At 68.1% G+C, this 14,306-nt stretch carries 14 protein-coding genes; 6 read left to right on the top strand and 8 right to left on the bottom strand.

The window, feature by feature from the left end:
- Positions 1-19: 19 nt before the first annotated feature.
- From BHD05_RS04250 to BHD05_RS04260, 3 genes are all read right to left on the bottom strand, one after another.
- A complete protein-coding gene (locus BHD05_RS04250; protein WP_236966645.1) occupies positions 20-664 on the bottom strand; it encodes a M50 family metallopeptidase in 645 nt (214 codons plus the stop codon).
- A 120-nt stretch (positions 665-784) separates the two neighbouring features.
- Complete coding sequence (locus BHD05_RS04255) at positions 785-1,639, bottom strand: alpha/beta fold hydrolase (protein WP_161885328.1); 855 nt, start codon at positions 1,637-1,639, stop codon at positions 785-787.
- Positions 1,640-1,664: 25 nt separating this feature from the next.
- Complete coding sequence (locus tag BHD05_RS04260; RefSeq protein WP_161885329.1) at positions 1,665-2,510, bottom strand: CPBP family intramembrane glutamic endopeptidase; 846 nt, start codon at positions 2,508-2,510, stop codon at positions 1,665-1,667.
- A gap of 155 nt (positions 2,511-2,665) precedes the next feature.
- Here BHD05_RS04260 and BHD05_RS04265 point away from each other — a divergent pair, with 155 nt between their 5' ends.
- The 4 genes from BHD05_RS04265 to BHD05_RS04280 all read left to right on the top strand — a co-directional run bounded on the left by BHD05_RS04265 (position 2,666) and on the right by BHD05_RS04280 (position 6,302).
- Positions 2,666-3,124 carry a hypothetical protein gene (locus tag BHD05_RS04265; RefSeq protein WP_161885330.1) on the top strand — a complete coding sequence of 153 codons (459 nt, stop codon included), beginning with the start codon at positions 2,666-2,668 and terminating at the stop codon, positions 3,122-3,124.
- Between the two features lie 137 nt (positions 3,125-3,261).
- On the top strand, positions 3,262-4,290 hold the full coding sequence (gene mgrA / locus BHD05_RS04270) for an L-glyceraldehyde 3-phosphate reductase (RefSeq protein WP_161885331.1): 1,029 nt from the start codon (positions 3,262-3,264) through the stop codon (positions 4,288-4,290).
- Positions 4,291-4,324: 34 nt separating this feature from the next.
- Positions 4,325-4,813 (top strand): GNAT family N-acetyltransferase, encoded by a 489-nt coding sequence (locus BHD05_RS04275; RefSeq protein WP_161885332.1) that lies wholly within the window; start codon positions 4,325-4,327, stop codon positions 4,811-4,813.
- 94 nt (positions 4,814-4,907) lie between these two features.
- Positions 4,908-6,302, top strand: coding sequence for an HNH endonuclease signature motif containing protein (locus BHD05_RS04280; RefSeq protein WP_161885333.1), 1,395 nt, complete (start codon positions 4,908-4,910; stop codon positions 6,300-6,302).
- Between the two features lie 19 nt (positions 6,303-6,321).
- On the opposite strand, the gene BHD05_RS04285 is transcribed toward BHD05_RS04280, so the two are convergent.
- From BHD05_RS04285 to BHD05_RS04295, 3 genes are all read right to left on the bottom strand, one after another.
- Complete coding sequence (locus BHD05_RS04285) at positions 6,322-6,777, bottom strand: GyrI-like domain-containing protein (RefSeq protein ID WP_161885334.1); 456 nt, start codon at positions 6,775-6,777, stop codon at positions 6,322-6,324.
- Between the two features lie 156 nt (positions 6,778-6,933).
- Positions 6,934-9,777: a cation-translocating P-type ATPase gene (locus BHD05_RS04290; RefSeq protein WP_161885335.1), complete on the bottom strand. Its 2,844-nt coding sequence runs from the start codon at positions 9,775-9,777 to the stop codon at positions 6,934-6,936.
- Positions 9,778-9,884: 107 nt separating this feature from the next.
- Positions 9,885-10,382 carry an Lrp/AsnC family transcriptional regulator gene (locus BHD05_RS04295; protein ID WP_161885336.1) on the bottom strand — a complete coding sequence of 166 codons (498 nt, stop codon included), beginning with the start codon at positions 10,380-10,382 and terminating at the stop codon, positions 9,885-9,887.
- An 88-nt stretch (positions 10,383-10,470) separates the two neighbouring features.
- Between BHD05_RS04295 and BHD05_RS04300 the strand changes: the two genes are divergently transcribed.
- Positions 10,471-11,856: a trans-sulfuration enzyme family protein gene (locus BHD05_RS04300; RefSeq protein ID WP_161885337.1), complete on the top strand. Its 1,386-nt coding sequence runs from the start codon at positions 10,471-10,473 to the stop codon at positions 11,854-11,856.
- A gap of 193 nt (positions 11,857-12,049) precedes the next feature.
- On the opposite strand, the gene BHD05_RS04305 is transcribed toward BHD05_RS04300, so the two are convergent.
- Positions 12,050-12,445, bottom strand: a complete 396-nt coding sequence (locus tag BHD05_RS04305; protein ID WP_161885338.1) for a DUF5997 family protein — start codon at positions 12,443-12,445, stop codon at positions 12,050-12,052.
- A gap of 125 nt (positions 12,446-12,570) precedes the next feature.
- Here BHD05_RS04305 and BHD05_RS04310 point away from each other — a divergent pair, with 125 nt between their 5' ends.
- On the top strand, positions 12,571-13,263 hold the full coding sequence (locus BHD05_RS04310; RefSeq protein WP_161885339.1) for a LysR substrate-binding domain-containing protein: 693 nt from the start codon (positions 12,571-12,573) through the stop codon (positions 13,261-13,263).
- A gap of 86 nt (positions 13,264-13,349) precedes the next feature.
- On the opposite strand, the gene BHD05_RS04315 is transcribed toward BHD05_RS04310, so the two are convergent.
- Complete coding sequence (locus BHD05_RS04315) at positions 13,350-14,126, bottom strand: hypothetical protein (RefSeq protein WP_161885340.1); 777 nt, start codon at positions 14,124-14,126, stop codon at positions 13,350-13,352.
- Positions 14,127-14,306 lie beyond the last annotated feature (180 nt).

The following is a 14,306-nucleotide window of genomic DNA, read 5'->3' on the forward strand; positions in this document are numbered from 1 at the left end:
GGGTGCGGATGCTGGGGCGTCAGCGTGTGAGATACGCGGTGACCGCGATCCACCAGCATCCGCCGATCGCAGCGGTGAACAGCAGCAGCCACACGACCGACGGCACCCCGGTGCGCCTGTAGAGCAGGTACGCGTCGGAGGAGCCGAGCTGCCCGCGCCGAGTGTGCACCCGGATCACGCTCACGAGGGCGCGCACCGAGCCGACGAGCAGCGCCGTTCCGAGCACGAGCAGCGCGTAGCTCTGCTGCTGCGGCGTCGCGAAGAACCACAGTGTCGCGCTCACACTGGCGGAGGCGAGCACGACAAGCACGCCGAACAGATTGCGGATCACGAGCAGGGTCAGCAGCAGCACGATTCCGCCGGCGAACAGCGCGATCGCCGTGTAGCCGTTGAAGACGCTCCAGAGCTGGGCGGCGCCGACGATCGCCGGGGCCGGGTAGCCGAAGATGCCGCTGACGACCGGACCGATCGAGCCGCGCCCGGTGCTGAGCGCCTCGCCGGAGTGGTTGCGACGGATGCGGATGCCCGTCACCGTGCGCCCGGTCAGCAGCCCGGCGACCGCGTGGCCGAGCTCGTGCACGAGGGTCGTGAACAGGCCGAACTGCTGCCAGGTGACGCGCGGGATGCTCAGAGCCGCCGCCACCGCGAGGATTCCGAGGAGCACCGCAGGCGGCACCTCGACCGGGGCGGCGCGGGCGAACAGGGCGGTCCAGTCAGGGGGGAGAGAGAAGAGGCCGATGGGACCAGTCTTGCAGGACCGGGCTACCGCTCGATCAGGTCGGCGTCAGCCTCCGTGCAGGAACTGCTTCACATCGGCCACCAGTCGGGGCCCGAAGATGCCGCCGTGCCCGACTCCGTCGTAGATGGCGAGTCGCGCTCCGTGGATCAGGTTCGCCGTCTCGGTGAACAGCTGCTCGCTGTAATAGGCGTCCTTCGACCCGCCGATGACGAAGGTCGGCGCCGTGATCTCGTGCAGGCGGTCCCGCACGTCGAACTGCTCCTCCGCGGTGATCGTCGCGAGCACGTCCGAGTAGGGCTTGTTGAATACCGTCGGCCCCAGCATCCAGCCGACGCCGCGAAGTATCCGCTCCGAAACGGGACTGTCTCCTTGCATCGCCATCGCCTCGGCCCCGGCCCCGCGACGGTGTCTCGCCCGCAGCAGGTTGGCGAGGCGGCGCTGCGAATCGATGCCCCGTGCGCTGAGCCGGTACGCGCTCGACACGATCACGAGCCGCCGGACGACATCCGGATGGTCCATCGCGAGCTGCAGGGCGATGCTGCCCCCGGTGGAGGTTCCGATGATGTCGACCGGCGCGTGGAATTTCGCGCGCATCGCCGCGGCATACTGCCCGGCGAGGTCGCCCATGGTGACATTGGGGCTCAGGTGCCGGCGCCGGTTGACCCACCAGACCCGCCGGTCGTCGGCGAACGGCATGATCAGCTCGGCGTGGAACCGGCGCTCCGTCCCCGTGGGAGGTTCGTTGTGGGCGACGAGCCCGGGAATGAACAGCAGTGGCTCGCCCATCCCGACCGAGAGGTATGGCATGTGCCCCGGCCAGAGGCCATGGTGGCGGATGCTGGTGTTGTAGCTGCTGTCCGGGTGGTCGTCGGCGGTCTCGCTGCGTGAGGGGTCAGGCATCCGTGGGTCCTTTCTCGATGTCCCCTCAGGATAAAGAGGTGAACGGATGCCGGGGAGGGAGTTGACTCTCGGCGTTCGAATGGCGAAGGCCCAGGCGTCCTCGGGTCGCCAGCGTCAGCGCGAGGGCGGTGGCGACGTACGTGCCGAGGATCACGACGTCGACGATCGCGGCATCCGGAACGAGGGTCAGGTAGTCCTGTGCCGGGGTGAAGCTCGCGTGCAGGACCAGACAGACCAGAACGCTGCCGGTGCGATTGTAGAGCCAGGTGTAGAAGAACGCGAGCACGAGCGGCACGATGAAGCCGAGCGGACCGTAGAGCGGAACGTGCCAGATGCCCCAGCCGAGGCCGAGGATAAGGGTCGCGATCAGGGGCGACCGGCGCTGCTGCAGCGCGGGGAGGGCGAAGCCGCGCCATCCGGGTTCCTCGAGCCCGCCGCCGATCGTGGCGACCATCAAGAAGGTGCCGAGGTAGCCCGGTGCGAGAGAGCCGAGCAGGGCAAGGTCGGGGGTCTCGCCCAGCATGAAGAGCACGAGGTTGATGACGGCGTAGATCGCGATCGGCAGGAGCAGGGCGATCGCGTAGTAGGCGGGGTTCACCCGCCAGACGAGCAGGGATCGGAGCCAGGTTCGCCGTGTCGCGGTCACGATGAGCGCGGCGCCGAAGGGGCCGAGCCCGCCGAGGAAGAACAGGATCTGGCCGCCGCCCAGCGCCGAGAGGCCCCAGAGGCTCCACGAGATCGCGTAGGCGAGGAGGAAGAAGGCGACGATCGGATGGTCGGCGACCCAGCCGCTGATGCGGTGTGAGTTCTGGTTCTGGTTCTCGTTCTGGGTCTCGTTCTGGTTCTGGTTCTCGGTCTCGTTCTCGGGCATGCTCGCGAGCAAAGCCCATGGGCAGGTCGCGGGGTAGGGGCTTGGGGCCCTGTTGTGGATGCTGGCTCTCCTCCCCACGGGCGCCCCCGAGCCAGTTGTCCACCGTATTTCGTGGGTAGCGCTGCAATGTCGGTGGCCAAAACCATCCTGACGCCATGACAACTCCACGACCGTCCATTGACCAGATCCTCACCCAGTTCTTCGCCCTCCAGCCGGCCACCGGCGTGGGACTCAAGCGGCTGCGCTTTCTCGATCCGCTGCTGCGCCGTTACCTCGAGACCGAGGGGTACCGCACGCTCACCACGCCACTCCTCGCTCAGCTCGCGATCGAGCGCGAGTTCGAGCCCGCAGGCGCGTTCGCGCGGATCATGAATGCCGACGACCTGATCTACACCCTTCCGGGATTCATCGAGCCGCCGTGGCTGCAGGAGAACCTGCTGCTTCGCAAAGCCCAGATCGACATGGTCGCCAGGCTCGCGTCCCTTGTCGTCAGCCGATACCTCGGGCCGGAGGACTTCGCCTGTGCGTTGATGGAGGTCGACGCCACGCTCAGCCGGGCGCGAGTGCAGCTCAAGGAGGACCGCCGTGCGTCCCAGTTCGACCGGCAGGGGTGATGCGGCGTCCCTGGGGGGCAGGCATCCGGATGCCCCGGGGGCTGGCATCCGGATGCCCCGGGGGCGCAGGCGTCCGGATGCCCCGGGGGGCAGGCATCCGGATTCCGCCTGGGGCCGCCTCGTGAAAGCATGGGGCGATGACTTACATTGCCGCCGAGACCCGCTACGACTCCTTGCCCTACCGCCGCACCGGAAAGAGCGGCCTGCTGCTGCCGGCGGTGTCGCTCGGCCTATGGCAGAACTTCGGACAGGACGTGCCGTTCGAGCGGCAGCAGCAGATTCTGCGCCGCGCGTTCGACCTCGGCGTGACGCACTTCGACCTCGCCAACAACTACGGGCCGCCGTCCGGCAGCGCCGAGGAGAACTTCGGGGAGCACCTGCGTCGCGACTTCGCGCCCTATCGGGACGAGCTCGTCATCTCATCGAAGGCGGGCTACGACATGTGGCCTGGCCCCTACGGCAACAACGGATCCCGCAAATACCTGCTCGCGAGCCTCGACCAGTCGCTCGACCGCATGGGCGTGGACTACGTCGATATCTTCTATTCGCACCGTGCCGACCCCGATACCCCCCTCGAGGAGACCATGGGTGCGCTGCACACCGCGGTGACCTCGGGCAAGGCGCTGTACGCGGGGATCTCCTCGTACTCGCCGTCGCGCACGCGCGACGCGGCGCGGATCCTCGCCGACCTCGGCACGCCGCTGCTCATCCACCAGCCCTCCTACTCGATGTTCAACCGCTGGGTCGAGGAGGACCTGCTCGACACCCTCGAAGACCTCGGTGCCGGGTGCATCGCCTTCTCGCCGCTCGCCCAGGGGCTGCTCACCGACCGCTATGTCGGTGGCATCCCCGCGAATGCGCGCGCGGCCCGCGAGGGGTCGATGCAGAAGGACATGGTCAACGAGGTGACGCTCACGTCGATCCGCGCGCTGACCGAGATCGCCGAGAGCCGCGGGCAGACCCTGGCGCAACTCGCCATCGCGTGGACGCTGCGCAACAAGAACGTGACCTCGGCCCTCGTCGGGGCCTCATCGGTCGCTCAGCTTGAGGCCAACCTCGCCGCGGTCGGCAAACTGGAGTTCACGGGCGACGAGCTGACCGCGATCGACGAGTACGCGGTCGACATGGACATCAACTTGTGGGCAGGGTCCAGCGACGTCGCGTGAGAGGCGCGGCGCACGTGGTCGGAGCTCCCGCCCGGTGAGCTCCTGGGCTGATGGCGGGATCGTCCGTCGCTATCGGGCCGCGGACGCATCCGGAACCCTCGCCGTCTTCCTTCTTGCCGTGCGCGAGACCGCGGCGGCGCACTACGACGCGGAACAGGTCGCGGTGTGGGCGCCGGATGACATCGGCCTCGCCGAGTGGGCGCGCGCACGCGCGGCCGTCGCCACCCACGTGGCCGAGATCGACGGCCAGATCGTGGGATTCACCGACATCGACCGTGCCGGACACGTCGACATGCTCTTCGTTCACCCGTCGTTCGGCCGTCGCGGCGTCTCGAGTGCCTTGATCGAGGCCGTGCTCGCGGATGCGCGGCGGGCGGAGCTCACGGCCCTGACCGTCGAGGCAAGCCTGACCGCGCGCGCATTCTTTGAGCGGAACGGATTCGTCGTCGTCGCCCAGCAGCAGGTCGAGCGGAACGGGGTGCGGTTGACGAACGTCCGCATGCGGCTGGAGCTCACATACTGACTCACTTCTCCTCCCCGGCCAGAAGTTGTGCACAGATTAATGCCTTGATCAGATGTCCGTTTCCCATGCTGGTCGACTGTTATTGACTGATCCCATGACGACGTCGAGCGACTACCTGATCGAGGCGCAGCACGCGCTCGACCAGGTGCTGCCGACGGATGCTGACGCGGCGCTGATGACCGAAGCCGAGCTTCTCGCCGCGATACCCGCGGTCGAGGCGATCGTGCGCCAATCCGAGGTGCTGGTCGCGCAGCTCGCCTTCGAGGTCGCCCATCGATCGCGCCGCGAGCTGGGTCACTCGGGGTTGGCGTCCCGGCAGGGGTTCGTGAACCCGGAGTCACTCGTGCGCTCGCTCACCCGGTCCGGCATGCAGGAGGCGAGCCGTAGCATCCGCGTCGGCACGATGCTCGGGGAGTCGGCCGCGGCGGGCGACGAAGGCACGCCGTTCGATGAGATCTCGACCGCGGTGCGCGAGGGGCGAATCGGGGTGGCGGCCGCGGACGGTATCTATCGCGCCCTCGTGCCGGTCGTCGACGAGATCGACCCCGAGCTCCTCCGTTCGGCCACCGCGACCCTCGCTCACGAAGGCGAGAGCGCGAACGCCGACGACGTGACGAGGATGGCTCGGGGGCTGCGCGACACCCTCGATCGGCGTGGCGTTGTAGACCGCGCGAGCTTCCTGCGCGCCAAGCGCTCGCTACGACGAGGCCGCGTCATCGACGGGCTTCGCAGGGTGAGCCTCGTGCTCGATCCGGAGTCCGACGCGATCATCACGGGCGCGATCGACGCGGCGATGAGCCCCCGGCTCGGCGGGCCCCGGTTCACCGACGAGGACGACAAAGACCGCGCCGCCGGCCTCGTCGACGACGACCGCACCAACGAGCAAATGGCCCTCGACGCGCTCACCGAGCTCGTACGCCTCGGCGTCGACCGCGACGACGGAACCATTCTCGGCTCGATCAAACCCGGGCTCCGCGTCACGATCTCGTTCGCCGACCTCACCCGTGCGATCGACGACCGCGGGCGAGAGCACCCCGAGACCGACACGGGCATCGCGTGGCTCGAGGGCTGCTCCGAGCCGATGCCGGCCTCAACCGCCCGCCGCATCCTGTGTGATCAGGGGGCGCTGCCGATCGTGCTCGGCGGTGCGAGCGAGGTGCTCGATCTGGGGCGCACCCGCCGGCTGTTCTCCCGCGCTCAGCGGGTCGCCCTCGCGGGCAAGTTCGGCGGATGCATGTTCGGCGGCTGCGACAGGCCCGCCAGCTGGTGCGAGGCGCACCACATCGACCCCTACGACCCCGGCGGCCCCACCGACCTCGACAACGGCATCCTCCTCTGCCGCCGGCATCACATGCTGCTCCACGATCACGGCTGGCGCATTGACCGCGCGGGAGACGGCTACGTGCTAATTCCGCCGCGCTCGGTTGACCCGGAGCGTACCCCGCGTCCGATGCCGAACAATCTCCCGCCTTGGTTGCGAGCCGGATGAGGCGTGGGGGAGGGGTCGGTCAGACTAGCGGGACGACGATTCGGGTCTGCCACTTGGCCGGATCGGCTTCGGTGTCCGGTCCAACGAGGTACTCCTCCCACATGTCTTCGGGCACCGCGATGCGTTGTTCCTCCAGCCAGGCCATGAGTTCGTTGTATGTGCCAGGCATGCTGTCGTAGCTGCCGGTATGGATCGTCTCGATCGCCGGGCCGCCCGGAAGGGTGGCGACAACAGTTCCGTTCGCCGGAGTAATCGGCTGGTTGACCGGAAAGCCCGCAGTGATATCGATCGTGTCGGTCGGTATGCCGTGGTACATCGCGATCGGCGGCCCGGTCTGCTCGATGCCCTGCTTCTCGATCTCCGCACCGGTGACCGTGTACGCCCTGCCGAAGAAGGCGGTCAATTCGGTCATCGGCACGACGTCGTGCAGACCGACGAGGGTGCGCGGTTCCAGTTCTACTCGCTCAGCGATCATGGGATCCTCCGTTTTCTCGCACGCCACACGCTACGTCGCAGCCCGAACCGCCACCTAGGGCAGAAAGACCCGATTGAGTGGCCCCGCGATTGAGGGCAGCGCGCAACCGGCAGCGCGCAACCGGCAGCCTCAGCCGGCAGCCTCAGCCGTCAGCCGTCAGCCGTCAGCCGTCAGCCCTCGGCCTGCGCGCGCGACATGCCGCGCGCGAAGCCGGATGCCGAGTTTGCGCAGCTCTTCGAACCACAACACGATCGAGGATAAGGCGACGCAGGCTAGCCAGTGTTCGGCATCCATCGATGCCGTTCCGAACGCCGTCTGCAGCAGTGGTATCTCGACGACCGCCACCTGCAGCACGACAGTGAGCCCGAGCGCGCCCCACAGCCACCGGTTGACGAAAAGCCTGCGAAACGCGCTGCTCGAGGCCGACCGGGCGTTGAGCGTATTGAACATCTGTGCGAATACGAGCGTCGTGAATCCGGCGGTGCGGGCGACCGCAAGAGTGTCTTCGCCCTCGATCAGCCCGCCCGGGAGGAAAAGGTCGATCGTGGTGAGCGTCACCACGGCCATCACCAGACCGGTGCTCAGGATTCCCGCCCACATCGCTGCGGGTATCGCCCGGTCGTTCACGCCTCGAGGTTCCCGCGCCATCACGTCGTCGATCTCCGGATCGATCCCCATCGCCAGTGCGGGACCGGAATCGGTGACGAGGTTGATCCAGAGGATCTGCGTAACCAGCAGGGGCAGCACTACCCCGCCGTCGCCAGCGCTGGCCAGGCCGAGCGTTCCGGCGAGGAGCACACCGAAGAAGACCGTGAAGACCTCGCCCATGTTCGAGGAGAGGAGGTAGCGCAGCGACTTCTTGATGTTGTCGAGGATGACCCGCCCCTGGCGCACGGCGACGATGATCGTGGCGAAGTTGTCGTCGGCGAGGATCATCCGCGCGGCGTCCTTGGTCACCTCGGTTCCGGTGATCCCCATGGCGATGCCGATATCCGCAGATTTCAGTGCGGGCGCGTCATTGACGCCGTCCCCGGTCATTGCGACGATTCCGCCGTTGGCCTGCAACGCGTCAACGATGCGGAGCTTGTGCCGCGGCGACACCCGGGCGAACACGGAGGTCGTGCGCACGGCGTCCTGTAGTTCTATGTTGTCGAGGATGTCGAGGTCGTCTCCAGCGAGAGCGGCGGCGGGCTCGCCCGATCCGGCGATGCCCAGGTCGGCGGCGATCCGCGCAGCGGTGGCGGGGTGGTCACCGGTGATCATGACGATCCGCACACCCGCGCGGTGCGCCTCCCGAATCGCGGCCTTCGCCTCCTCGCGCGGCGGGTCGAGGATGCCCACGACTCCGACGTAGATCAGGTCACGCTCGAGGCCGTCCGCGTCGCCGGGCACAGCAGCTTCGCCGCCGTTCGCGCCGATTGGTCGGTACGCGACGCCAAGGGTGCGGAGAGCCTGGCCCGACAGCGCCTCGATGTCTGCCAGCGCTCGCTGCCGCATGCCCGCATCCATCGGAAGGACCGACTCGCCGCGCTGCATCCGATCGCACCGATCAAGCAGAACATCCGGAGCGCCCTTGCTGAACAGAACAAGGGTGCCGTCGCGGACGTCACGATTGACCGTCGACATCATCTTGCGTTCCGACGTGAACGGAATCTCGTCGACGCGCTCGTACGGGGCGACGACTGCGTCCATTTCGGCGAGTTTGCCCGCCGCAACGAGAAACGCTGCCTCGGTCGGGTCGCCCTGAATCGTCCACTCCCCATCGGATCCGGTGAGCTGCGCGTTGTTGGCGAGGCCCCCCGGCCCGAGCAGTTGGCGTACCTCGAACAGCGCACCCGCATCGGTGATCGGCGCGCCCTCATCGAGCAGAGCACCGTCGGGCTGGTAGCCGGCGCCGGTGACCTGGACGCGTCCGGATGCCGTGATGATGCGTTGGATCATCATTTCGTTGCGAGTGAGCGTGCCGGTCTTATCCGCACAGATCACCGATGCCGAACCCAGCGTCTCGACCGACTTGAGCTGCTTGACCACGGCATTGCGCTTGGCCATTCGCTGCACGCCGATCGACAGGACCACCGACAGGATCGCGGGCAGACCCTCCGGAACGGCCGCCACCGCGAGCGAGACGCCCAGGAGGAAGACCGTGACCAGTCCGGCTGGCGTCGTCACCCCCTGCACGAGCACCGTCGTGACCATGACGACTAGCGCGATGGCGATCACGGCCAAGCTGAGCGCCCTGCCCACCCGGCCGATCTCCTCCTGTAACGGAGTCGGTTCCTCTTGTGTCGCATCAAGCATCGTCGCGATGCGCCCGACCTCGGTGTTCATGCCGACGCCGGTGACGATCGCTCGCCCAACGCCCTGCGACACGGCCGTGCCCTTGAAGGCCATGCAGGATCGGTCGGCGATCGAGGCGTGCCGGGCGATAGTGTCCGCGTTCTTGGCGACGGGGTGGCTCTCACCGGTCAACGAGGCCTCGGCGATACGCAGTGCATTCGCCTCGAGGAGCCGCGCATCCGCGCCCACCTGGTCGCCCTCGCCCAGCACGAGCACGTCCCCGCGGACGAGTTCGGAGCTGAGCACGGTCGCGAGCCGGCCATCGCGCAGCACCGTCGATGAGGCGGCCGTCATGGTCGAGAGGGCGGCAACCGCGTCGTCGGCGCGCCCTTCCTGCACCCAGCCGAGCAGCCCATTGAGCAGCACGATTGCGGCAATGACCACCGCGTCGATCGGCCAGCCCTCCGCGCCCTCGACGAACCAGCCAATGAGCGAGACCACGATCGCGCCGAGGAGGAGGTAGATTAGCGGATCGCGGAACTGTCCGAGGATCCGGCGCCAGGTCGGCACCCGGGGCGAGCCGCGCAACTCATTCGGTCCGTCGCGATCGAGGCGCCGCACGGCCTCCTCGGCGGACAGCCCGACGGCGGCGTCGACCTCGTAGGCGGCGGTCACGTCGGCGGCGTCGACGAGCGACGGGTCGGCGATCGGGGCACCCGCCATGCGCTGGTCCCCAATCTCGGTGGCTCGCGTCGTTCGTGGCTCAGCCTAGGTGCGCACGCGATCGGCTGGGCAGGGCCACAGGGAGGGCAGCGGCAGTCGACTGGGCTCTACTCCACCAGATCCTGCCAGCCGTCGCCCTCGACGTACTCGAAGATGATATTCGTCTCGGTGTGGGCGACCGCCGGATGCTCAGCGAGGTGCTCAAGCACGAAGTCGCGCAGACCCGTGGCATCGCGAGCGGCGACGTGCAGCAGGTAGTCGTCCGCGCCACCTGTATGGAACAGGGCGACGACCCCCGACCAGTGCGGCGCCTTGGCCCGGAAGTCATCGATCTGCGCCCGTGCGTGCCGTCCGAGCCGCACCGCGATGAGCGCCTGGAGCGACGCTCCGAGCGACGTGAGGTCGACGATCGCCCGGTATCCGCGGATGTGCCCGAGCTGCTGCAGCCGGCGCAACCGCGTCGACACCGTGGACTCCGCGACCCCGACCTCGGCGGCGAGGGCGGCCCCGGATGCGCGGGCGTTGACCGACAGCGCGCGCAGAAGAGCGCGGTCGACGCGATCGAGTTCGGGCTTCTTCGGCTCACTGGCTGCACGGTCGGTCATTCCCGCAGCTTATGCGCACAGAGGGACGTTCGGTGAAGCTACTGCAGAGATGCTTGCGCATAACGCCAGTATCTGTTTGCCTCGACCCATGTCGCCATCGCTGCCGTCCCCGTCCGAGTCCGCATCCCACCCCGCACCCGCACGGCACATCGACACAATCGCGGTGCACGCGGGGATGGACGGAGTCACAGCATCCGGCTCCCACGTTCCGACGATCGACCTGTCGACGACGAACCCGCTGGCCGGAATCGAGTCGGGCGGCGACTCCTACGAGAACCTCGCGACTGGCGGCACGCCGAATCCCGGGGATTCCGCCGTGTACCAGCGGCTCTGGCAGCCCGGCGTCGCCCGTTTCGAGGACGGACTGTCGGCGCTCGAGGGCTCCGCCGGCACGGTCGCCTTCGCGAGCGGGATGGCCGCGCTCACCGCTGTGCTGATCGCCTGCGTGACGGTGGGCAAGCCGCACGTCGTCGCGCTGCGCCCGCTCTACGGCGGCAGCGACCACGTGCTCGCGACCGGCCTGCTCGGAACAAGCGTCACCTGGGTCGGGGCCGACGGCGTTGCCGACGCCATCCGCTCCGATACCGGCCTCGTGTTACTCGAGTCGCCCGCGAACCCGACGCTCGAGATGACGGATATCCGCGCCGTTGTGGATGCCGCGGGCGTGGTTCCCGTCATGGTCGACAACACCTTCGCAACGCCCGTTCTGCAACGCCCGATCGAGTCGGGCGCGACCCTCGTGATGCACAGCGCTACGAAGTACCTCGGTGGACACGGCGATGCGATGGGCGGCACGATCTCCGGACCCGAGGAGTGGATGGTGCGCCTCCGCCAGGTACGCGCGCTGACCGGCGCTCTGATGCATCCGTTCGGGGCGTATCTGCTGCAGCGCGGCCTTCGCACCCTGCCCGTGCGGGTGCGGGCGCAGCAGGGCACCGCGGCTCTGGTGGCGGAGCGTCTCGTCGGGCATCCGGCGATCGCTCGCGTGCTCTATCCGGGGCTTCCGGGGCAGGACCCGCAGGGGCTCATCGGGCGCCAGTCGTCCGGCGCGGGGGCGCTCATCGCGCTAGACCTCGCTGGCGGATTCGACGCGGCGGCCCGCTTCACCGAGGCGTGCTCGCTGATCACCCACGCGGTGTCGCTCGGAGGGATCGACTCGCTTGTGCAGCATCCGGCATCCCTGACGCACCGTCCCGTCGAGGCGAGCGCGCGGCCAGGTGCCGGGATTGTGCGGATCTCGATCGGGCTTGAGCACACGAACGACCTGATTGAAGACATTCTGCAGGCTCTTGAGGCGGCGCTGGTCGATGCCGTGGTCGATACCGTGGTGGACGCGCCCTGGCGGACGCTCCGGCTCCGGATCTCGCTGCGGCGGATGCTCCGACCGCGCCCCCTACTGCGCCTGCGGCCCATTGGTCGGATTCGCCGCTCTCGTCGCCGCAGGCGCTGGAGAAGAATCACGCGCTCAGCCTGATCTGAGGGGCTTGGCCTTGCGGGCGTTCCTGACCGGGTAGCCAGGCCGATCAGCGTTTCTCACTCCGGCGATCTGGCGGAAACGCCGGTTTTCGCGGCGTCGGAGCGCGGCGATTCGCATTTACTCGTGAGTTGGGAACGTCCTTGACCCGGTGCTGGGTCGGGCGGCTTCGCGAGGGCCTGGCGGCGCCCCGCTACTTCGCTTGGCGGGCCCGGCGTTCGGCGTCGCGGGCGGCGACACGCTCCTTCTCGGCGCGAACCTCGAACTGGGTGGCGCGTTCCTGAACGAGCCAGGCTGGCGGGGCCTGCAGCAGCGCCAGGATCTCGGCCGACGTGAGCGGCTCTGTGATCTCGCCGCGGGCGAGACCGCTGATCGAGACGCCGAGCTTGCCGGCGACGACCGGGCGCGGGTGCGGTCCGGTCGTGCGGAGTTCGGTGAGCCAGACCGGTGGGTTCGCGAGCATCTCGTTGTACGCGTCGCGCGTGATCGCCTGGTCGCGGAACTCGGCCGGCGCCGCCTCCAGCAGGATGCCGAGCTTCTTCGCCGCGGTCTCGGGTTTCATGGTCTGCGGGGTCTTGGGCGAAGTCATCCGATAATCGTACTCCGAGCGTCCGGTCTGTCGCGTGCCGGGCTGCGGTGCGCTGCGCCCGCCGGGGGCGCCTGCATTAGCCTGAGAGCTGCCGCGAATGCGTCGCGGCTGGTGGGAGGATGCGCGTGGACGACGAGCAGGACCCCTTCCGGATCGCCGCAGTGCCCGGCGTGACCCTTACCAAGTGGACCCGTGCGTGGCAGGAACGCCGTCCGGACGCTCCGCTGCAGGTGCTGCGCAGCACCGCCGGGACCCAGTCCTCCGTGCTGCACGACGGGGCGGCCGACGTGTGCTTCGTGCGACTGGCCGGCGGCGAGGATGCCGGGAGCGCGCTCGACGCGCTCGGCGACGACGACCTGAGCGCGATCACGCTCTACGTTGAGGCCCCCGTCGTGGTCGTGCCGAAGGGGCATCCGCTCGCCGAGCTGGACTCCGTGACACTCGCCGACCTCGAGGCCGAGAATCATCTCGCGGGCGAGTGGGAGGACGCGGTCGACCTCGTTGCCGCGAACGTCGGCGTGGTCATCGTGCCACAGTCGATCGCGCGCCTGCACGCACGCAAAGACGTCGCCGCCGTTCCCGTGACGGATGCTGCCGAGACTCGTATCGCGATCGCCTGGCTCATGGCGCAGACGACCGAGCGGGTCGACGAGTTCGTGGGCATTGTGCGCGGCCGCACGGCGCAGAGCTCCCGAAGCACTCCGACTCCGCCGACTCCGAAGGTCGCGCCGCCGAAGAAGGTCGTGCAGCCGCGCAAAAAGGAGCAGTCTGCCGGGCGGACCCGGCCGACTGCCAACCGGCGGTCGAAGAGGCGCTGACGAAGAGGCGCTGACGAAGAGGCGCCGACGTTGCGCCGCCCCCGACCAGAGCCGGTTGCAGGCGGACGTTGCCTACGAAGTCGGGCTTATGCCTCGGAGTCGGCCGGATCCCTGCCGACCCGTCCCTGCGCGGCGAGTGCAGCGGACCGCTCGGCATAACGGCGGTGCACCTCGGCTTGAGCGTCGTCCATGATCTTCTGATCGAGCGGCGGGTTCACGTGGTTGTTGTGGCCGTGGTGCTTCGCGATGTATGCGTCGAGCGCCGGGCCCGACTCCCACGAGGTGATGAGGCAGTAGCGCGCCTGGGGCCCCTTGTGCCAGACGGCATGCCAGAAACGCTGCGTATCCACGATGATCTGCGCGCCCGCTGGCAGCGGGATTCGGATCTCGGTCGTCGGGTCCCAACGGTCCTCACGCAGAGTCATGAACGACTCGGGGTCGTCGGTCAGATTGAAGAACCCACGCACAATCCACCCGCTGCCATCGGGATTCAGGCGGTTGTTGTCGTCCTGATGGAGGTTGTAGAGAGTGTTCGCGTAGTTGTTCGGCTGCAGCTCGATGACGCGGCAGCGGCCGACGTTCGCGCCCGGCTCTTTCGCGCGGGCGGCGAGGTGTGGCGCCTTCGCGACCTGGGAGTCGACCCAGACGCCGTCCTTGTCGGTACGAGGCGGGGTGTGATTCCAGAACCCGTTGGCCTCGATCTCGCCGAAGGCGCTGGCCAGAGGGGCGAACTGGGTCACGCCGGACGATTTCCAGTCGACGTACTCGAGGTCATTCCACTCCTGCGGGTCGGCAGCCTGGTCGTACCGGTCCAAAATGACGTAGCCCTTTTCGTCGAGCAGGGCGGACTTGATATAGCTCATTTGGGAAAATGCGCCTTTCGGTAAGAGAAGTAGCACGTTTAAACTAGCTCAACTTAGGGAACCCTAACATTCGAGACGCGGATGCAACCGTTAGAGACTGGCTGGCTCGAACCGGTGTCGGGCTTCCCCGCGTTCACGAAGCACCAAGCTGGCGCGCGTAAAGTCTCCGCACAAACGGAA

It is taken from the genome of Marisediminicola antarctica (genome assembly GCF_009930795.1).
In the GTDB taxonomy this organism is placed as follows: domain Bacteria; phylum Actinomycetota; class Actinomycetes; order Actinomycetales; family Microbacteriaceae; genus Marisediminicola; species Marisediminicola antarctica.